Origin of the sequence: Lysinibacillus sp. K60 (assembly GCF_019731275.1) — a bacterium.
Taxonomy (GTDB): domain Bacteria; phylum Bacillota; class Bacilli; order Bacillales_A; family Planococcaceae; genus Lysinibacillus; species Lysinibacillus capsici.
In genome coordinates, this window is sequence record NZ_JAASJR010000007.1 from 46,795 (window position 1) to 67,508 (window position 20,714).

Below are 20,714 nucleotides of genomic sequence, written 5' to 3' on the forward strand. Positions count from 1 at the left end.
ACTAGCTCCCTTTCTATACGTTTTCAGTTCTATTGAATACCATGGATTAAATTAATTTATAGTAAATTACGGTTGCTTCTAATTCTCCATCTGATGAAATAGTATATTGAGGAATTTTCCCCACTTCTTGATAATCTAATGATTTATATACTCGTTGTATTGTCTATAAATTTTTTCTGGCACAGGGAGATCAATTTCAGCTAATTTTGCCTCTATAGATTCAAAGAATTTTATACATTCTTGTTTTCTATTTTGTTGAATTAAGAATTCTAACAATTGAAACATATAGTGTTCATTATATTCATCTAGCTCTAATAGCTTTTGTAGGCAATTATACTTTAATAAAGTATGGGCAGCGTTTGGACGTGCAATATACTGTTCAAGCACATGTAATACAGCTTGCTTTAAGCGGAGCCTAATTTGATTAACCCATAAATACTCCTCATCTATTAAAAAATCACCCTCATAGCAATTCAATAACTGCTGAATGGATTTCTCATCATGTTGATCCTGCTCCAATAGTTGATTCAGCTCATCATAATCAGTTTGAATTTCAGCATTTAATTTATAGTGATTATTGACCAAGAGTATTGGATCTTGAATGCCATTGTCCTTTAATATCTTTCTTAAATGATAAATAGTTGTATGTAAATTACTAGCTGCCTTTTCAAAGTCCAAATCTGGCCACAATTCCTCTAAAAGAACTGCATTTAACATAGGTCTTTTTTGGTGAAATAGTAAATATAAAAATAGTTCACGTACTTTTCTTGTACGCCACTTAATCACATTATGTTGAACATCCAGTAGATAAAAGCTGCCTAATGTATGCGCATATAATGAGTTTTTCTTCTCATCCCTCGGCGCCAACGTAACGACCATTTTTTTCTGTGCTTTTGTTAACGCAATAATCAGTCGTTTTTCATGCACAGGCTTTAATAAATAATCCGTTGCCTCTACTTCAAAAGCCTCCACTGCAAATTGTGTATGAGCTGTAACAAAAATAATTTGTAAGGATGGTTGCTTGTGTAGTAACTGCTTTGCAAGTTGCATACCGTGTGTGTCAATCATTTCAATATCTAAAAACACTACATCTATTATTTCTTTTTCAAGAAAATGGAGGGCTTCAGTTGAATTTGTAAATGTCCCCTTAATGTTAATCTGAAATTGGGCAAGCTGTTTAACCATAATAGTTAAAACATCAATAGCCAATTTTTCATCATCAACGATCATTATATTCATGTGCCACCACCCTCTGGTAATAAAATGACAATTGTTGTTCCCTTTCCTTCTTCGCTGTAAATTCGTAAACTAGCATTTTTTATTAATTTAAATTTCTTTAATGGATTCATAAAGCCAATTCTTGTACTTTCTTCATTAAGCAATTGGTGCACTTTTTCTTCTGAAATTCCTACACCATTATCATAGATTTTTATTCTTACAAATTGTCCCTCTCTCTGTAGGCTTAATTCAATGGTCCCTCCCTCTACTTTCTTAGAGATTCCATGGAATACTGCGTTTTCAACTAATGGTTGAATGGACAAAGCAGGGATTCCTAATTGAATAGATTCGTCAATATCATATTTAATACGTAAACGATCTCCAAAGCGCATTTTTTCAATCGATAAATAGGCTTTTACAAGTTCCATCTCCTCATCAATGGGGACAATGCTATTTCGGTAATGAACATTCAATTTTGCACGGAAATAAGTGGCTAAACAATAAAGAGCTTCACGTGTGTTTTCCATATCTGTATAACTTAAACCAATAATCGTATTAAGGGTGTTATATACAAAATGTGGTGTGACCTGTGAATATAAATAGTTCATTTCTACTTCGATCGCATCGATTGAAGATTGTCGAACAGCCAATAAAGATTCAATACGAATAAAAAGTTCATCGGTAGAAATCGGCTTTTGTAGATAGTCATTCGCCCCAACTTTTAACGTTTGCAGTAAGTCAGATTGCTTCATAACTGTAGTTAAGATAATTATGGGTAGTTCCAGCATATCATATTGTTTACGTACACGTTTACATAACTCATAACCTGACATCCCATTCATCATTAGGTCAATTAACATACAATCTACATGATTGGTTTTAATATAATCGATCGCATCAAAGCCATTATCTACGGCGATCACTGTATATCCCTTTAAACTTAATGCTTCCGTTAAAGCTTTTATATTAACATGGTTGTCATCTACCACCAGTATTTTTTTATCACTTCCTTTATAAATAAGAGGTAATCGAAGCTGTATTTCTGTATCGGTATGCGATGTAATGGTAGCTTGTTCATTACTTACGTTTTCTGGTGTTGAGAGAGGCATTGTAAATGTAAATGTTGTGCCTTCCTCTACAGTGCTTGTCACATGAATGTTACCATTTAATTTTTCAACAATATTTTTAGTAATACTTAGTCCCAAACCTAACCCTTCTTTATTATGATGATTGTTTCCTTGATAAAAGGCGTTAAAAATACGATCTAACTCTTGTGTCGCAATTCCACAGCCTGTATCACTTACTTGGATGACCATCTGCTGCTGTTCAACATGCGCAGTGACTGTGATTGTTCCGTTTTGTGTAAATTTAATAGCATTATGCAGCAAGTTATATAAAATTTGTTTAAAGCGTAATTCATCCGTGAAGATCTTTGGCAAATCCCAGTTTATCTCTGCTGCTACCCTTACTTGACTATTTTTGGGCATTACACTACGAATTTCGGCCACTACTTCATGTATAACAGACAGAGATACACTACGTAGACTAATCCTTAATTCTCCTGTCATTTGATTGGAAGAAAACAATAAATCTTCTACTAAATGACCTATGCGCTGTGTAACGCTGTGAATTAGAATAACTTGCTCCTGTTGCGATCGTTTTAATGGTCCTTGAGCACCTTCCATTAAGGATTTGGATAAATTTAATATTCCGTTTAGGGGGGCACGGAGTTCATGCGATGTTTTCAGAAGAAATTCATTCTTCATTTGGTTATGTTCAAGCAATTCTTCTGACAATGCTGCTATTTTTAAAAATGCTTGATTGGCACGATAATTTAATAATGAGGCAAAGCCAAATAATATTAATAAAAATAACAAAAATTCTGTATAGTCAAAAGGCGTCCCAAATAAAAAGTTACAAATGAGTAAAATGGAATAACAACTAATCGCTGTAATAACTATTAGCACATAACGCACAGCCTCTAGACGTTTTAGCATGACCTTTATAAGAATCCATATATTATAGAATATAACCGGAGCGGTGACACTAATATAGATTATTTTTCTCATAATCATTTCAAATTCTGAGGAGGCCCTTTCATTTTTAGTAAAGGGATTATAGATACCGTACATAACAAACACGATACCAAGCAATATGGCAAGCGTGTATAAAATTTTTCTTTCTAGTAATTGTGGATACATCGCATTTATAAAAAATGTTAAAGCAAGCAATGCAAGTGGAATGATTCCTAATTGCAGACGTAATTGATTGACCGTTGATAGATCAGTAAATAACAGGAAAAACACTTTTTGATTGATAAACGACATATAAAACCCTAATGAAATAGTAAAAAGACCAAAAAATAACTCTTCTTTACGCTTGCGATTCTGTAAAAATGTAAAGACATAGATCGCACCAACTATCATATGACCTATACTCACTACTATATCTAAAACCAATTTCCAGTGATAATGCTTTTGAATAGCCTTCATCGTACCAAATTCAATAGGATAAACAATTCCAGCCTGAGGATAATTGTAATTTGCAACATGGATGACAATGTCTAGTTTTTTATTGACACTAGGAGAAAACACGGTATATTTATCATCATTTTCAGATGCATACGCACTTAAAACGCTACTTGGATTTCCTTTAGCCCCTACCTCAACGCCATTAATGAATACACGACTAGCTTGACGAATCGTTCGAATATATAGGCCGTAAAATCCATCTGATGGTACCTCTATGCTGACGTGATAGGTTCCCACCGAAAGCCCCTCTTCATTTGGCTCTACATATGATTGCCAATTAAAGGGTACATTTAAATTCAGTTTTTTATGTTGATAGCTATCAAAATTTTCCCCCAAAGAAATTAATACATTTGGATAAAATACCCATTCGCCTTCTAGCTTTACAGGCTTTAATAATTGCTCTTCCTCTAACTTTCCTACACCTTTATGTATAATTTTCGGCTGATTATTGGAGAAATATTGCCAATTACCAATCAAAAAATCAATCACAAAAAGCATGATTATACTGACAATAATTATGATATTTTTTTTCATTTCCGTGCCCCCAAAGATCGATCATTTATGATGTATCTTTACATCATATTGCTCACAGTTTTTACAATCAACCCCTTTTGAGATAGTAGCATACTGTGTTTGAACAAAATCTAAACAAACAATAATAATACCTTTCTTGATGTTTTATTTGTTGTTATTTTAAAAAAATGATTGTGAGCAGATTATGGATTTTTATTAGCCTCTGCAAGTATGTGAAGGGATTTGTTTTTCAACAACATACTATTGTCTAAATAGTCTTTCCACATTATTGAAGGAAAATATTAATCATTAAAATTTTTCTGAAAAAATGTTATGATCAAAAAGGATTTTGATTGATGGAGGATTTTGATGAAGGTTGATTTTGAAGAGTTATTAAATGGTGTTTTTTCAGCTTTACAAGCTATTGAAGGAGTAAAATCCGTGGATTCCATTCTTGAAGTACTAAAGGATCGAATTATTTTTCCTGAGATTACCACTCTAGTATTGAACGCTAGGTTTGAACTGGTTTATTTATTTAACGAGCAGAAAGTAGTGTTTAAAACATTAAAAGAAGTATTGATTGATTCAAATTATATAGAAGAAATTAATTTAATCAATCAACATTGTCATTCAATTGAAAGTATTTTAAATGACTTTGTTCACACAGATACACTTAAAAACTATTCTTTAAGCCTCCTCTCCTTTAAATATAAAGAGAAAATTCCGAATAGTTAATATTTTTAGGGTGTAGCGACCTGAAAATGGAGTATGGCAAGTGTCCCTTCTCCAAACTCCATTTTCCAGACGTTAAGACCTAGTATTTCTGTTGATATAAAATGGTTTGAGCAATCCCGATAAAATATTCGGATTCTACAATGATATGATTTAATACAACTTTAGCTGTCGGATTGGCGCTTATCGGTTGACTTTCTTGCATAAGCGTTCGACAAAATTGAATAAATTGATCACTCTGTTGCAGACAGAAGGAAGTAAGCTGTAAAATATCCTGAAACAAAGCTGGAGAAACTTGTCCCTGTGAACGATTGACGGTTTCTATATATCTCACAACTTGCTGATGTGTTTGAGCGAAAGCTTTTTCCCATTCCTTTAACGCATCGACATATTGCTGCTCCAAATCTTTCACAAGCTCTCTGATTACTACTGTATGCTCCTCTTCTTGATGTTTCCAAAATTCAGCTTCATCTAATACACGTAATGGCATTTGATGGCCATAATAAAATTGCATAAAAATCCCCCTCCCACTTTTCTCTACTATGTATATACAAGAAATGTAGAAATAGAACTTTGAAAGAGATTCACGTCATTGTAGTACTGTTAAACCAAGCATTGTTTAATAGCTTAATGCCTGTGTCAATCTCATCTTCCGCTAGATTAGCAAATCCAAGTAATACCTTTGCGGGCTGAACACCCAAGGGATTTGCATAAAAAACAGATGTAGGGTAGACCTTAACACCCACCATTTTTGCTGTATCAATCAATTCCTCTTCAGTCATCTTATTATTTGGTTCAAGTAAAATATGTAAGCCACTGCTCGCTCCATAAATTTTCCCATTTTCCCCAAAAGTTTGATGAATGGACTTTAGTAAGGCCTCATATCTTCGCTTATAACTATTTCGTGTTTTATTCAAGTGTCTCTCCCAATGCCCACTCTCTATAAATAGCTGTAACGTATGCTGATGGAGTCTAGACACAGTTTGAACATAGTAATTGTTTTGATGAAATAAATCTATTAATTTTCTAGGTAATATCATATAGCTTAGCTTAATGGCTGGAATCAAAGATTTTGAAAAGGTGCCCATATAGATGACGCGATCACTCGAATCTAACCCCTGTAGTGCAGGAATCGGTTTTCCAGCATATCGAAATTCTCCATCATAATCATCCTCGATGATATAAGCATCTTCTTCCTTTGCCCACTCTAGTAATGCTAATCTTCTTGAGATAGGCATAACCGTTCCTAGAGGAAATTGATGGGAGGGGGTGACATAAACAGCTTTGATATTATTTTTCCTTAACGGATTGATATGAATACCATGCTCGTCAAGTGGGATTGGTTTCACCTTTATCCCAGTATCTTTAAACAGGTAACGAACGCGATAATAACCTGGATCTTCCATAGCAAAAAGCTCATTTCGTCCAATTAGGTTACATACGATACCCAGAAGAAACTGCAAGCCTGCTCCTATAACGATTTGCTCTGCACTACATTGCACCCCTCTTGATTCATAAAGATAGCTTGCCATATAATTTCTTAATTTCAGCTCTCCCTGTGGATCTCCATATAAAAGGAGTTGAGCCTGTTCTTCATCAAGGCTCTGCATCGATAATTTACGCCATATTTTAAAGGGAAAATCTTTTAGATTAATATCCCCATAATTAAAATCGTACTTAATCGCTGGTCTGTCTTGTTTCTGCTGAGTCGCTAGTTGTGGTTCAAAATGATGAGGGCCTCCTTGAAAATAACCTTTTTCAAGGTCAACCACATATAGTCCATCTCGCTCTCTACTTATCACATAGCCCTCTGCAAGAAGCTGCTGATATGCTGCATCTACTGTGTTGCGACTAATCTGTAAATGTTTAGCTAAACTACGCTGAGACGGCAATTTGCTTTGAGCTCTTATCTTTCCATTTTGGATTTCTGCTTTTATATAGTTATATAATTGAAGGTAAAGTGGTTCCTGATTATTCAAGTTTGGGGTCATTTCGAGCATGCTTCTTGGCTCCTTTAGAAATAGCGTTATTGGCACTTTTAAGAGGTGCCAGTGATTGATTATAATAAAATCTACATTGTTGAGTAGAAAATGTAAAGACATCCCTGCATAATTATTTTTTTATTCAAAAAACTCGCGATGATTTTATGTATAAGGAGAGATTTCCATGTATGTTCCTAAGTATTACAAAGTATCGGATTTAGAAGAAATCAAAGAATTTATTCAACATAATTCCTTCGCAACAATCGTTTCAATAAGAAAAGGTAAGCCAATTGCAGCTCATATACCCGTGTTGCTGAAAAAAATCGAGAATGACTATTATTTGACTGGTCACTTAGCCTATGGTAACCCTTTATGGAAGACCTTTGAGGAAGTACAAGACATTCTCGTGATATTTAATGGTCCACATGCCTATATCTCTTCCTCTTGGTATGAGCATGAAAATGTGCCAACCTGGAATTATCAAGCTGTCCATGTATATGGAAAGGCAAGTCTGATTGAAGGAATAGCTTTAGAACAAGATTTGACTAGCTTACTTGAAAAATATGAGTCATTCCGTGAAAATCCTGTGTTGTGGGATAAACTATCTCCTGAGCTTTTGCAGCAAGAAATGAAAGGAATAAAGGGGTTTAAAATAAAGGTGGAAGAAGTGCAGGCAGCCTATAAATTAAGTCAAAATCGAAATGCTAGTGATTACGCCAATATAATAAAGGAACTTTATAAAGAGGAAAATCCACATGCTGATGCGGTGGCTGAGGCGATGAAGAAAAATAGAAGCCATTAAAATAGCAGGCAGAAATGTTGTGAATCAACGTTTCTGCCATAACATTTAGGCAAGTGTTTTCGTCATGATAAGATCAATTTGTTCTTCGTCACCCATATAAAAAGAATGGGCTCCTGTTTGGACAAAGCCTATTTTCTGATAAAAACCGATGGCACTGTCATTTTTCTCCCAAACCCCTAGCCAAATGCTTTTTTTATTTTGAGCTACAGCCTCCTCTATTGCTTTATTCATAAGGTATTTGCCAAGCCCTTTTCCTTGATATTGATGTCGAACATAAATTCTCTCCACCTCTAATGACTCATCCCCCATTAGTTCCGATTGTGCTTCATTGACATTTACTTTTAAATAACCAGCTATTTCTTCCTCATAATAGATAAAATAGAACGCTGAATCCAAATTGGCCAATTCCTTCTCTAGCTGTTGCTCATGAAAGGCACGCTCTAAATAAGCCTTCATATTTTCGGGGGAGTTCTGATCTTTAAATGTATCATTGAATGTTTCAATACTTATTGCTTGAAGCTGTTTTAAATCTGCGTGCTCACACTTCTCTAATTTAACAGACATTGATTCCACTCCTTTGTCGTAACTCTTCCTAGAATTTATATTGCAAATGCAATAAAAAGAGTATATAGTCAATTTAACGCAATTTTGTTGTATTTGCAATAATAATAGTAGAAGGGGGTCTTTTAGTTGAAATATGTCTTTTATGTAGTGGGCATTTTAATTTTAACGCTAGGTATTTCGCTCACGATTCAATCTAAACTCGGTACATCACCTTTCGATGCGCTTCTAGTAGGATTATCTAAAAATGTGGGGCTAACTGTAGGTAGTTGGGAAATCCTCTTAGCTCTCCTATTAATAGGTAGTAATTCCCTATTAGCTAGAAAAAGGCCTGAAATTTTAGGGTTGATCACCGCATTGATCACTGGCATAGGGATTGATATATGGTTATTTTTATTACACGATGTAGTATCACCAGATATTTTGTTTAGCCAAGCTGTCTGTTTTACTACTGGATTAGTTATAGTTGGGTTAGGAACGGCAACTTATTTACATACAAATTTTGCACCAATTCCTGTAGATCGACTTACTTTGATCATCAAAGAATTAACAAGAAAAACGGTTTTCTTCTCAAGAACCCTTATTTATATTTTATTTTTAATGTTAGCTATCATTTTTAATGGCCCCATCGGTGTCGGTACATTATTAACAGTTTGCTTAGGTGGTTATATCCTCCATTTTTTTATGCCGATAACTGGAAGAATACTAGATAATATACTGAACAACTCCTAAAATATAAAACCAGATACTCGTTCAAGAATGAGTTCTGGTTTTGATGCCTAATTTTCCCCAAGTTCCACACCGTATTGATTGAAAATGGCTTGGTATTTATTTTTGAAAATGGACCACCTCTGTTCGGTTCCATGCTTTTTCTGCAATGCATTGTAGTAGAGCTTTGCTGTTGTTACATCATTGGCTTGTAATAACAAATGAAAACTTTCTTCGCCCAAGTGCAAAAACGGTCCTGCTATATAATAATCAACAATGGATCTTGCAGAAGTCATCGTTTCATAGAAATTATGAACCTCCTCTAACCCCAGCAGCAATATGTTGGTTAATTCGTCCAAATTTGTAGTGGCTGTGATGGAAAATCGATCAGGTGCATCTTCGACAATGGAGCTAATCCTTGCTCGAAAGTGGCATTCTGCTTCTTTGGGTGCTGTCACACACTCTCTTGATTGTAGCTGTGCCAGCTCAGCTGCATATATCCCACAATTCACATAAAACATCAGAGTGTCGGCTGTATTACCAGAGGATTTTTGAAAATTGATGAGATAGATAAGATTTTCAGTTGTTTGATAGAAGTTCAATCCTTTCTTTTTGTAGCCTAGCTTGATTAGAAATGGCTTGATGTCCTGTTTTATTAATTCATTAAAAATTTGCTGCAATGGAGTGCCTCCTTCTCGTTTAGTATTCATTCGATTTTAATATCTCTATCACTCTCGTATGTTTCTTTATTATTTTTATTATAGTTTAACGTATCCATTGATCAAAAAGACATACATTAAGGCTAACCATTCCTATTTAGCAATAAATGACTTTGAAGATACTGGAGCTACATAAAAAGCAGCGCATGTCCACATGTCTAAGGATGTATAAATTCCTTAAAGAGATAAAATGGAAGATACGTTGATAAATAGAATTTTCTACCACCATCCTTAGTGCCATAACGTGAGAAACACTTAATAATGATTTAAATAGCTGGAAAGTTACTATTAAAATATCGGTTTTTCAATTGGATAAAACATTTAAATTAACACTTATGTCCCTATAAAACCATTAATTTCATATATTTTTAGTAAAATTGCCCATTATTATTGCAAAAGTTTTACACAATTAAAATTAAGGTTTCAATTTTGGTGTTTAGGGGTAATCGGTAATATTATTGAAAAATAACTCTACCCTATTTCATGCTATTCTTACTTTAGTTCAAAGGCGAAAGCTTTTTGAAAGGAGTAAGATTGATTTGAAGAAAAAATGGTTACTACCCATTTTCGCATCGTTTATGTTCTTTACAGGTATGGGTATTCATGATGCGAAAGCGGCAACAATAGCAGATATAACAAATACAGCCAAAGCATATATTGGAGCTCCTTATAAATATGGAGGAACGGATATTAAGACAGGTGTGGATTGCTCAGCATATACACAATTAGTTTTTTCTAAGCTAGGCATTTCATTAGAACGTACATCTAAAGCTCAATACCAGCAAGGTACTTCAATTTCAAAAGACAATTTAAAAACGGGTGATCTCGTATTTTTTAATACTTCTGGAAGCGGTGTTTCACACGTTGGTATATACATAGGTGACAATAATTTTATCTCAGCTACTACGAGTTCTGGGGTTAAGGTAGATACAGTGAATGACCCATACTATTGGGGTTCACGTTATGTAGGGGCAAAACGTATTGCCAACTTCTCTGATTATGGAGAAGTAAAAGATGCGGAAATTGACTTTAGCATTTATGCATCGCGTGGAGAGGTAGCTCTTCGATTAGCCAATAAATTACATTTAGATACGAGTAATACGAATTCAAGTTTCCCAGATATTAAGCCATCATCGAAATATGCAGGTGCTGCAGAGGCACTTAAAAAAATTGGCGTTTTTACGGGTGATGATAATGGAAAATTCAATCCTGGTTCTCCAATGACACGTGGGCAACTATCTAAAGTCTTAGTGGAAGCATTTCATTTAACACAGCAAGGAACAGCTGAACAATTTATTGATGTTCCAGGCTCACATTGGGCAAATAATTATGTAGCGATCCTTGCTTCGAATAAAGTAACCGTAGGTAAAGGCGACGGCACATTCGGTGTGAACGACAATGTCACATTGGTCCAATTAGAAGCCTTTATCCAACGATTAGCTCAATAACTACTAGAAAAGGTATTTCATCTATGGATGGAATGCCTTTTTTTGTCATTACCAGGAAATGTCATTTTATACTCCCCCACTACCATATAGAAAAGCCAATACGAATTATACTGACTAATCAACTAGGATTTTCATGTAAATTATTTTGGACTCTGTTAGTAAGTTTTTTTCAAATTTATTCAAACGAAATTAAAGTTGAGAAACAGGTACTTGACTTTCATTTTTCTCACTGACTCTCAAATCTAGTGTTTTCGTAACTATATAGTACAAAAATGTACCAGTTAATCCTAGTAGAAGAAGTAAGCCTCCCATATAAATAGGTGGAACCCACTCCCCTATGATGATTAGCAGTGAAGAAACTACCATTGCTCCATAGAGGGTCATGCTATTAAAAGCCATATAGGTGCTCCGAGCGTTGGGTGGTGCAATTTCGCCTAGCATTGCCTGCTTTATCGGAACATACATCAGTTCACCGATTGTTCCAATAAACATAACGATAAAAAGAATTAACACATTATTTGTAAAAGCAAAAATACTAAAGCATATCGAAAAGATCAGCATGCCTGTAACTAGTGTCCAGCGATCACGCCATTTTTTAAAGGCGAATAATATAACACTGGATAAGAGAACCACAAGAATGGTATTCTCTGTGCGTAGAAAGCCTAACATCTTTGTGCCATCAAGCATGAAATCTATATTGAAGAATGTAGATAGTTGATGAGGTATATCTTTTTCGAGACGAATGCCAATATAGTTTGTTAAAGACTGTTCCAATGAAAGGATTAAGACCCCTCCTATAATGTAAAACATAAACAATTTATCTTTTAAAACGGTAGAAAAACTATAGAACATTTCTTTTAATGCCCAATTTTGTTTTTGATTTGATGGTTTAGCAGGTTCTTCGGGTATGTAGGTTTCCGTAATTAAAAAAATGGTCATTAATACAGATAGCAAAGAGATAAATGATATTCCGATAAATAATTCAAATAAGTAATTTTTGAAGAGAAATGCGCCAATGATTCCGCCAATAGCAGTTGCTAAATTCCCTAACCAATAGCTAATTGTAAAAACAAGCTTTCTGGATTCAGAATTAGTTACATCAATAATCATAGCTTGTGCTGCGGGCTGAAACATGCCTCCCCAAAACATATTAATAATAAAGAAGCCAGCAGAAAGATATGGTGAATTGAACCAAGGTGAATTACAAAGAGTGATAAACAGATAAGAAAGTAATAAACCTATTTCAGCATACATCATTATTTTTTTTCGACCTATTCTGTCTGAAATGTGACCGCCGATTAAACCACCAATGACACCACTTATCACAATGATGATAAGTATAATTCCTGTTTGAGTAGCTCCTATTTTCTGAGAAAAATAGATTGCTAAAAAAGGTATAACAGCCATGGACATAAGGCTGCCTATAAATTGCATAGCTAGACGAAGTTTGACATTAGGATGGATATCCTTTAGTTTCATACTACTCACCCCTTTTTAACGATAGGACCGAATAACCTCAAAGCCTGTCTCGTTATATCTTTCCACATCAAATTTGTATACTCATCAATAAACGTTAAACGCATTCCATTTAAGATGGATAGATATGACTCGGCAATTAATGATGTGTTTTCTTCATAAAAATAACCTTGCTTTTGTCCTGCTTCTATAACAGGATGAATACTAACAATAAAACCGTTGACGAAATCGTTTAATTCATTAAAGAGTTTTGGATATCGATCAGGTCTTGCTAGAACCTGCTGAATTAATCGTAGAAATTCACTTTTCATTGAAAAAAGTTGTACATGGCAATCTATCATTTTTCTCACAATATCAAGAGGCTCGCCTTTAAAGTGTTTTTCTATCTCGATAAAATATGTTTTAATTTCCTCCAATGGTTCTAAAATCGCTGCTTCATAAAGTGCTTCTTTCGATTCAAAATATGTAAATACTGTTCCAAAACTAACACCTGCTTCTTTTGCTATTTCTGCCACCTTTGTCTCTGCAAAACCATTTTCGCTGTATAATTTGATTGCAGCGTTTAGAATAGTGGATCGTTTTATTTTCTTTTTTTCATTAATAGTAAGTTTAGATTCCATTTCAAAACTCCTTCAAAAAAATGATTGATGAATCAATCAAATTGTATTGTAAGTTGTTTCCTATGTCAATTTAATTTTTGGATTTATTTTCATATTCTTAAAGTTCTTTGTATTAAAAACAGACGTTGCTCAGCATAAGCAACGCCTGTTTTTTCATCTTTTCATTATTCCTCTACCTGTTTTCCAGCAACTTCCCCACCTGTGAGATTATCATCGTTAAGCTTAACTCGCTTTATAAAGAAGGCAAGTATGAGTGCGATGGCCGCAATCAATGTGGAAAGGAAGAACGTATAATTGATGCCATGCAGCATGGCTTCGTTTAAGATTTGCTGTTTTACTTCGCTGGCAGATTGTGTCGTAGCCTGTGCTGCATTGGCACTCATATTGTTCATCGCACCTGCAGTCAATTCCTCTGCCTTGGCAGTTGTTTTATTGTTCATAATCGTAATCAGCACCGCAGAACCAATCGCACCAGAAACCTGCTGTAATGTGTTGTTCATAGCTGTACCGTGTGGATTATTGTGTGCTGGTAGCTGATTTAAACCGTTTGTCATCACAGGCATCATTACCATAGACATCCCAAACATACGTAATGTATACAGCAGCACCAATGTAGAATAAGCTGTATCCATGCTAATTTTACTGAAGTAATACGTCGTTACAATGGTAATGATTAAGCCAAATACAGCCAAGCTTCTTGCCCCGTATTTATCAAAGAGCTTCCCTGTAATCGGCGACATAATTCCCATCACAATGGCACCAGGTAGCATTAGCAGACCTGAATCCATTGGTGAAATACCACGAATGGTTTGTACGTAAATAGGCATTAAAATCATCGCCGAGAACATCGCTACCGAAATAACGATGGAGATGGCTGAGGATAAGGCAAACATTGGATATTTGAAAATACGAAACTCAAGCATGGGCTCATCCATTCGTAGCTGACGAAGGGTAAAGGTAATTAATGCAATCGTCCCAATAATAATAGTTCCATATACAAGGATATGATCCCATCCTTTTTCACCTGCGGAACTAAAGCCATAAAGCAAGCCGCCAAAACCAATGCTTGATAGAATAAGAGAAATCACATCGAGCTTAATCGCACGTTGTGGTGTTACATCCTTTAATTTAAAGGCTGCAAAAATTAAAGTTAAAATGGCAATTGGTAGCACAAGGTCAAATAACATTCTCCAGCTATAATGCTCGATTATCCAACCAGAAAGCGTCGGGCCGATCGCTGGAGCTGTAATCATCACAAGACCGAACATCCCCATTGCAGCTCCTCGTTTTTCTACAGGGAATGCTGTCAGCATAACATTCATTAATAAAGGCATCATGATCGCTGAGCCTGCAGCTTGTATCATACGTGCTGCTAATAACACACCAAATGCAGGTGCAATACTAGCTAGAAATGTACCTAATGTAAACAGAGCCATCGCTGTAATAAATAATTTTTTATCCGTAAATCGTTGAATGAAGAACGCGCTGGCAGGAATTAAAATACCGTTAATTAGCATATAGCCTGTTGAAAGCCATTGTACTGCAGTGGCTTTCACATCGAATTCGTCCATAATGGCTGGTAGTGCAATGTTGAGTAAGGTCTCATTTAAAATAGCAACAAAGGCCCCGATAAATAAAATGGCAATCATGCCATATGGCGCTTTTGTCTCAACTGAAATGGTTTTCTCTGACATATAGTATCAGTCCTACTTTCTTTATCTTTTTCAATTTCATTCACATGTTTAGGAAGCCATTTGATTGTCTCAAAGAATGGAGCTTCTTCGTTGTTTGTTCCCCCAATCTGCTGTTTTGCCCCTGTTAATTTCATCGCAACCACCCCTCAAAAAATTAAAATTAAAATTGTTGACGACACAATAGATTGTATTGTATAATTAAAATAGGGATAACTAGCTGTTTAATAATTATACAGTGTCTATCTCTATAAATTTATCACAAGACTATTCACATTTCAATGTATTTTACATAATTTTTTCACAAAAAGTCGATTCCTGAACTCTTGGAATGCGACTTTTTTGTTGTCGTTATTTTTATAAATAATCCTTCCCTTGTTAATTCGTAAATGGTAGGGGTGACTTCTTGTAAGTAGCAGTGACTACGCGAAACACTAATGTTTCCGCCGCAATATCTAGGACCAATTATACAAGCTAACCAGGCGCTCAAATATTTACAGGCCAATGTCTCAAATCAATTATTTATTGACGGTGATTCAGCAGGGACTCAAATTGCCAGTCGAATAAAGGCGATAATAACTAATGAAGCACTAGCAAAATCAATGGATATTCAAACTTTTGTTGATAAGAAACAGTTAAAAAGTGCACTTTTATTCTGTGGTGGTGTTTACAACATGGAAAAATAGATGCTCAGTCATCTTTCGTTATTATTCATAAGAACCATAAATGTGCAGGTAAAGATTTTTCTGAAACAAAAATGTTGAACAGACGAATAATTAGTTTCATTTTATTTTTTCATAAAAAATATATAATCCTAGAAATAAATATCTATTTAAAATGATTCATGAATACAAAAATGAATAGTGAACTTTGTATGTAAACACAAACCTCCCTTCCAACTTATGAATAAGTTATCGTGAGGAGGTGATAAAAAATTGAGTGAGAATAAAACTAGAAAAAATGCTACTAATAATGAAATAGATCAGTTTTATAAAGCTGTTGATGATTTCAATGAAGCAGCGAGTGCTTTTTTCCGTATACCTATTTTTTTTAGCCATCAGAACCTATTTACTCTGGGGCCATCGCAACCACCATTATCACAAGAGCAGCGATTCATTATTCGTATGTTTAATGAAATAAAAGAGGTTCTTCTTTTCCCTAGAACACTACCCAATACAGACCAGTATCCTAACACCACTTTAGAAAATGTACGTAGAATTGTAAACTCTAGTTACGGAACTATAGCTGCCCTTTTAAAGCCAACACGTCGTACGGATCAATTAGAACCCTATTCACCTTTCATGCAAATAGAACCTTCCATGTCTTTTCAACACGGGCTCCCCTTGCTTCTTGTGAAACAAAGTACGATTAAAGCTGGGGGGATTTGGGGTGATGCGGGACCACTTGCACCCTTCACACCATTAATTTGGTTTTCTGAAACAACAACAGTAGATGAGTTTTTTGAAAGTGTAGCGTGGAAAGAAGCACTACAGAATTGGGCAGGGCAAGTTAGAAGTGGATATTTTATTCAGACTAATCCGGAATTTAAATATACATGCGATGACTAAAACCTGTATTCCTTATGGACGTATAAAAAAGAAGGATCACTTGTCGCTCAAAGTGATCTTCCTTATCTATATTATATGTAGTTCATTTGTGAACCATTTGAAAGTGTTTTTACTCACATTAAATACCCATACATAAGGTTATTGTTCATGCCTAATACTCTTTACTACATATTATAAATAGAAAGGGGATAAGTTCTTGTATGGATAATTGTCGATATAATAGTAGTTTGTCAACATTTAGAGCATGCGATCAATCAGGACCATTTGTGGCTACAGAAACCAACTGTTTAAACCCTTCTTCTACCACTGACAGCACTATAATTGCATTCTCAAGCGGAAATTCAACATCACATATTCAAGCTCTAGTTGGACTCGCAAGTAGCATAGGGTTCGGTACTGTAAATACCGTTTCTATTATAAATAATGTCATTAACATAGATGGAAACACAAGTGAAGCCTTCGCAGTTCCTTGTAATGGTAACATTACAGCTATCTCAGCGTCATTTTCTCCATTAGGATCATTACCTTTAGTAGAAGGAACTGTTACAATCCGTGCTCAAATTTTTCATGCACCCGTTGGAAGTAATATTTTCACTGGTACAAGTGCCTTTATTGATTTGACTCCCCCCATAACATTACCGATTGTAACCTTAGGAAAAATAGCTTTCGCATCAGGTAATATTTCACCCTTACCTATATCGATAGGTGATTGTTTATTAATAGTTTTTTATATTCCTTCAATAACAGTGAATCTACCAGTTAATGTAATAGGTACTGCAAGTGCAGGCATTAATATAGTAACTAAAAAATAATATTGTATATCATCACCACTAACTGAGTGATCACGAAACTTTTATAATCAGATATTATTACTTAACTATTTTCTCAATCTTTCTATAAAAGCAGCCAGCCACCTAGCGAGCTGACGGTATTGCAGAGCTAGGTGGCTAAGTGATGCTTTTAACTAGTTTTAATTGAATATATAAGGAGTACCTATATCCTTTCTATATTCTCGTTGGCCTTAAAATATAATAAGTAGTGACTGCCTTGGTTTTTTTCATCAGCAGCTAAAGCTAAAAATGAAATTGGTCGAACAGGTAAAGCTTTCAGACAACTTTAACAATCGGTGTTGTGAATGTTATAACCTCTTTATTAAAAGTGGGCTCTAGCGATTTTTTCCAATAACCTCTGTGAAGCATTCACCTACTAGCATTAGCGATCTACCTCTTCCCTAACGTCCTCGGCATAGCAGTCAAGGTTTCTCTATCACCTTCCCAATTTACAGATTTCATTACTTGTGTGAATAATTGTGAATCCATCCACACTGCCATGATAGTAGTTAGCCTTGATGGATAGTTGTTATCCATGACTCTATCTTAAATACTTTCTAACGAATTTAAACCATCCACTTAAGCACTTTCTCAGCCATCCACTTGGCTATAATTTACAAAATTACTAGAAGCTATTTAGAGCTTGTGCAAACCTTTTAATCCCCTCATTGATTGAATGAACATCCTCTCTGGCGTAAGTGAAGCGTACAAAACCCTTTTTGGAGCCCATCGTAGATCCAGGAACATAAATGACGCCTCGCTTAATGGATTCCTCAAGTAATTGCGTTTCGTTATATCCCTTGAGAACATGACACCATAAATGAATCCCACCTTGTGGAATGGAAAACGTCACTATGTCCTTTAAATACATATCGAGGCTCTGTACAATGCTATCTCGTCGTGTTTCTAATTCCTTCACTAAATGCTTAATATGCAAATTAAAATTAGGGGACTCTAAAAAATCATTGGCGATCCATTGTGTGAAACTAGAATGCCCAAAGTCAATTTGTTGCTTGGCATCGGATAGTCGTTCAATTACAGATGTAGGACCAACAATCCATCCGATTCGTAAGCCTGAGGCAACAATTTTGGACAAAGAGCTAATATATAAAACATTCCCGTTCTTATCGAGCGATTTAAGCGTAGGCAATTTATTCCCCGAAAAAGCTGTTAGGCTATAGGGGTCATCTTCTACTACTGGTATACCTAGTTTAGAGGATATGTCTAGAATAGCTTCTCTTTTCTTCAAATCTAAGGAAGACCCTGTTGGATTATGAAAATCAGGATTTAGAAAAATCATTTTAATTCGATGTTTTTTATATAATACTTGCAAATCATCCGGGTTAATGCCATCCTTGTTGACAGGAAGATAATGGATTTGTAAGCCTGCTGTTTTAAAGATAGGCAGATTAAAGTTGTAAGAAGGATCTTCTATGGCGACTGCATCTCCAGGCTTTAACAGGCATTGGACAATCAAATGTAGGGCTTGCTGTGCTCCTGATGTAATCAGTATGGAGGACGGCTTTGTCTCAATTCCCCTGCTGTTTTTAATATGCCGTGTAAGGGTTGTCCGTAATATGTCACTCCCTAAAGGATGATCATACCCAAGACTACCGATAAATGAACGCGTTGCGGTAATCTCTCTCAAGGCGCTTTTTGGAAAAAGATCCTCTGATAATTCGCCAGTAGCTAGATTAATTAATTTATGCTCAATAGCCTCTTTTCTAATTTTTTGGGTAACAGGAAGGTTCGGTAAAAAGGAACCTGCCTCAATATAGCGATTCCAGCTAGGAATCCGTTTCCTCGTGATGCCCCAGATGTCTTTACTAATGGTTGTGCCACTTCCACGATTCCGTTCAATCAGCCCCATTGCTTCCAATTCATCGTATGCACTCACTACCGTACTTCTGTTTACACTCAAAGCGTTTGCTAAATAGCGCTCAGATGGTAAGGGTTTATCGGGCGGGAATGTTCCATCTGCAATACCCTTCTCAATGTATTCTGCGAGCTGCTTATAAATCGCTTTTTTTACTGTTCGATCAGGTTTCCAATCCATGTTTATTCACCTCGGTTATGCCTTATCCTTTCTTAGCTCTAGTAAATAAGCTAAAAAGACAATCATACTATAACAATATTTGAAGCTAACCATCCATTTCCTTATTACTTTCACCATCCACTTTCAATTTCAATCCATTCTAATTGATGAAAGCCCTTACTTGATGCGCATTTCCCTCTATAAAATTATACTGAAATTATTTTTCTCGTTTGAGAACATTCTGTGTTATCTTGGAAAACGCCTTGTCTTTCAAAAGAAGTGCCCCTATTATAAAAATCAATTGTGAATCGAATTCCATACAAACCCGTAGTAGCCTATAGCACTTCAATGAAATAGTTAAAGGGGTTTGTTTATGAAAAAAAGTTGGCTCAGATTAATTGGTCTTTCCACTATTGTCACAATGCTAACAGGCTGTGACCCATTGTTAGTATTAGATCCAAAAGGACCTCAAGCTCAAGTGCAAGCCAAAGATATTATGCTCTCGATAGGGATTATGTCCTTTATCATACTCATTGTTTTTGTGTTGTTAGCTTATATGTTAGTGAAATTTCGTGCATCTAAGCAAAGCCCTGACTATAAGCCTCCCCACATTAAGGGGAGTACAAAGGTGGAAATCATTTGTGTAGGTATACCCGTTCTAATTGTAGTGTACCTATCCTTTATTTCTGTTGAAAGTAACTATAAGGTGGAATCTACACCAGAGAAATACAAACAGGAAGAGCCGTTAATTATTTATGCTTCAACATCGAACTGGAAATGGCATTTTAGCTATCCAGAAGAAGATATTGAAACGGTAAATTATTTGTATATTCCTGCAGAGCGTCCTATCGAATTTAAACTTTATTCTTACGGACCGATTACAAGTTTCTGGATTCCTCAACTGGGTGGTCAAAAATATGCAATGGCCGATATGGTGAATACATTGCATCTGGCTGCGGATCTACCTGGGGAGTATATGGGGAGAAATGCAAACTTTAATGGTAAAGGGTTCGCTGAAAATACGTTTAACGTAACAGCAGTGACTCAGGATGAGTTTGATGATTGGGTGAAGGAAGTAAAAGCAACAGCTGAACCATTAACAGAAGAAAAATTTAATACGTTGCTAGAACCAGGACACGTTGGCCAATCAACCTACACGGGTACACATTTAACATTCCTGCCAGCCCCTGAGGGTGAAAATGGTGGACATCAGCATGGCACATCACACATTAAAGATCATGCTTCTCAACAAAACGATCATTAATTAAAAGGAGACATAG

The 20,714-nt window shown here is 35.5% G+C and carries 19 protein-coding genes and 1 pseudogene; 8 read left to right on the forward strand and 12 right to left on the reverse strand.

The genetic code is table 11. The annotated features are described in order from the left end of the window. Positions 1 to 46 precede the first annotated feature (46 nt). The 3 genes and pseudogenes from HCH28_RS15725 to HCH28_RS15735 form a co-directional block, all read right to left on the reverse strand. Positions 47 to 154, reverse strand: a pseudogene (locus tag HCH28_RS15725) (GNAT family N-acetyltransferase); the annotation flags it as partial. Beyond that, a complete protein-coding gene (locus HCH28_RS15730; protein ID WP_221681910.1) occupies positions 136 to 1,239 on the reverse strand; it encodes a response regulator in 1,104 nt (367 codons plus the stop codon). The gene HCH28_RS15730 and the pseudogene HCH28_RS15725, both read right to left, overlap by 19 nt. After that, positions 1,236 to 4,283, reverse strand: a complete 3,048-nt coding sequence (locus HCH28_RS15735; RefSeq protein WP_221681919.1) for a sensor histidine kinase — start codon at positions 4,281 to 4,283, stop codon at positions 1,236 to 1,238. The genes HCH28_RS15730 and HCH28_RS15735 overlap by 4 nt, the downstream gene beginning before the upstream one ends. A gap of 348 nt (positions 4,284 to 4,631) precedes the next feature. Here HCH28_RS15735 and HCH28_RS15740 point away from each other — a divergent pair, with 348 nt between their 5' ends. Beyond that, complete coding sequence (locus HCH28_RS15740) at positions 4,632 to 4,997, forward strand: hypothetical protein (RefSeq protein ID WP_221681921.1); 366 nt, start codon at positions 4,632 to 4,634, stop codon at positions 4,995 to 4,997. A gap of 79 nt (positions 4,998 to 5,076) precedes the next feature. Here HCH28_RS15740 and HCH28_RS15745 read toward each other — a convergent pair whose 3' ends face one another. Next, the gene (locus HCH28_RS15745; protein ID WP_066036753.1) at positions 5,077 to 5,508 is read right to left on the reverse strand and encodes a DUF2935 domain-containing protein; all 432 of its coding nucleotides are present in this window, start codon (positions 5,506 to 5,508) and stop codon (positions 5,077 to 5,079) included. Positions 5,509 to 5,578: 70 nt separating this feature from the next. Then, positions 5,579 to 6,994: a MocR-like pyridoxine biosynthesis transcription factor PdxR gene (gene pdxR, locus HCH28_RS15750; RefSeq protein ID WP_221681923.1), complete on the reverse strand. Its 1,416-nt coding sequence runs from the start codon at positions 6,992 to 6,994 to the stop codon at positions 5,579 to 5,581. A gap of 166 nt (positions 6,995 to 7,160) precedes the next feature. On the opposite strand from pdxR (HCH28_RS15750), the gene HCH28_RS15755 reads away from it, so the two are divergent. Beyond that, positions 7,161 to 7,778 (forward strand): FMN-binding negative transcriptional regulator, encoded by a 618-nt coding sequence (locus HCH28_RS15755; protein ID WP_221681932.1) that lies wholly within the window; start codon positions 7,161 to 7,163, stop codon positions 7,776 to 7,778. A 45-nt stretch (positions 7,779 to 7,823) separates the two neighbouring features. On the opposite strand, the gene paiA is transcribed toward HCH28_RS15755, so the two are convergent. Further along, complete coding sequence (gene paiA / locus HCH28_RS15760) at positions 7,824 to 8,342, reverse strand: spermidine/spermine N(1)-acetyltransferase (protein ID WP_221681934.1); 519 nt, start codon at positions 8,340 to 8,342, stop codon at positions 7,824 to 7,826. Between the two features lie 126 nt (positions 8,343 to 8,468). Between paiA and HCH28_RS15765 the strand changes: the two genes are divergently transcribed. Continuing rightward, on the forward strand, positions 8,469 to 9,071 hold the full coding sequence (locus HCH28_RS15765) for a YczE/YyaS/YitT family protein (protein ID WP_221681936.1): 603 nt from the start codon (positions 8,469 to 8,471) through the stop codon (positions 9,069 to 9,071). Positions 9,072 to 9,118: 47 nt separating this feature from the next. Here the strand turns inward: HCH28_RS15765 and HCH28_RS15770 are convergent, their stop codons facing one another. Further along, complete coding sequence (locus HCH28_RS15770) at positions 9,119 to 9,727, reverse strand: DUF4304 domain-containing protein (protein WP_221681938.1); 609 nt, start codon at positions 9,725 to 9,727, stop codon at positions 9,119 to 9,121. 578 nt (positions 9,728 to 10,305) lie between these two features. Here HCH28_RS15770 and HCH28_RS15775 point away from each other — a divergent pair. Then, complete coding sequence (locus HCH28_RS15775) at positions 10,306 to 11,214, forward strand: C40 family peptidase (RefSeq protein ID WP_221681949.1); 909 nt, start codon at positions 10,306 to 10,308, stop codon at positions 11,212 to 11,214. Between the two features lie 189 nt (positions 11,215 to 11,403). On the opposite strand, the gene HCH28_RS15780 is transcribed toward HCH28_RS15775, so the two are convergent. The 4 genes from HCH28_RS15780 to HCH28_RS15795 form a co-directional block, all read right to left on the reverse strand. Then, positions 11,404 to 12,693, reverse strand: a complete 1,290-nt coding sequence (locus HCH28_RS15780; protein ID WP_221681951.1) for an MFS transporter — start codon at positions 12,691 to 12,693, stop codon at positions 11,404 to 11,406. Between the two features lie 5 nt (positions 12,694 to 12,698). After that, positions 12,699 to 13,310: a TetR/AcrR family transcriptional regulator gene (locus tag HCH28_RS15785; RefSeq protein WP_221681953.1), complete on the reverse strand. Its 612-nt coding sequence runs from the start codon at positions 13,308 to 13,310 to the stop codon at positions 12,699 to 12,701. Positions 13,311 to 13,474: 164 nt separating this feature from the next. Next, a complete protein-coding gene (locus HCH28_RS15790; protein WP_221681962.1) occupies positions 13,475 to 15,004 on the reverse strand; it encodes a DHA2 family efflux MFS transporter permease subunit in 1,530 nt (509 codons plus the stop codon). Beyond that, positions 14,956 to 15,138, reverse strand: coding sequence for a hypothetical protein (locus tag HCH28_RS15795; RefSeq protein ID WP_221681964.1), 183 nt, complete (start codon positions 15,136 to 15,138; stop codon positions 14,956 to 14,958). The genes HCH28_RS15790 and HCH28_RS15795 overlap by 49 nt, the downstream gene beginning before the upstream one ends. Positions 15,139 to 15,438: 300 nt before the next feature. Between HCH28_RS15795 and HCH28_RS15800 the strand changes: the two genes are divergently transcribed. From HCH28_RS15800 to HCH28_RS15810, 3 genes are all read left to right on the forward strand, one after another. Then, entirely contained in the window at positions 15,439 to 15,687 is a 249-nt protein-coding gene (locus HCH28_RS15800) for a hypothetical protein (RefSeq protein ID WP_221681966.1), read from the forward strand. 249 nt (positions 15,688 to 15,936) lie between these two features. Further along, on the forward strand, positions 15,937 to 16,569 hold the full coding sequence (locus HCH28_RS15805) for a hypothetical protein (RefSeq protein WP_004229970.1): 633 nt from the start codon (positions 15,937 to 15,939) through the stop codon (positions 16,567 to 16,569). Positions 16,570 to 16,769: 200 nt separating this feature from the next. Further along, positions 16,770 to 17,381, forward strand: coding sequence for a hypothetical protein (locus HCH28_RS15810; RefSeq protein ID WP_255601563.1), 612 nt, complete (start codon positions 16,770 to 16,772; stop codon positions 17,379 to 17,381). 643 nt (positions 17,382 to 18,024) lie between these two features. On the opposite strand, the gene pdxR (HCH28_RS15815) is transcribed toward HCH28_RS15810, so the two are convergent. Beyond that, positions 18,025 to 19,455: a MocR-like pyridoxine biosynthesis transcription factor PdxR gene (gene pdxR, locus HCH28_RS15815; protein ID WP_221681968.1), complete on the reverse strand. Its 1,431-nt coding sequence runs from the start codon at positions 19,453 to 19,455 to the stop codon at positions 18,025 to 18,027. A 352-nt stretch (positions 19,456 to 19,807) separates the two neighbouring features. Here pdxR (HCH28_RS15815) and qoxA point away from each other — a divergent pair, with 352 nt between their 5' ends. Beyond that, positions 19,808 to 20,698 carry a cytochrome aa3 quinol oxidase subunit II gene (qoxA, locus tag HCH28_RS15820; protein WP_221681980.1) on the forward strand — a complete coding sequence of 297 codons (891 nt, stop codon included), beginning with the start codon at positions 19,808 to 19,810 and terminating at the stop codon, positions 20,696 to 20,698. Positions 20,699 to 20,714: the final 16 nt, after the last annotated feature.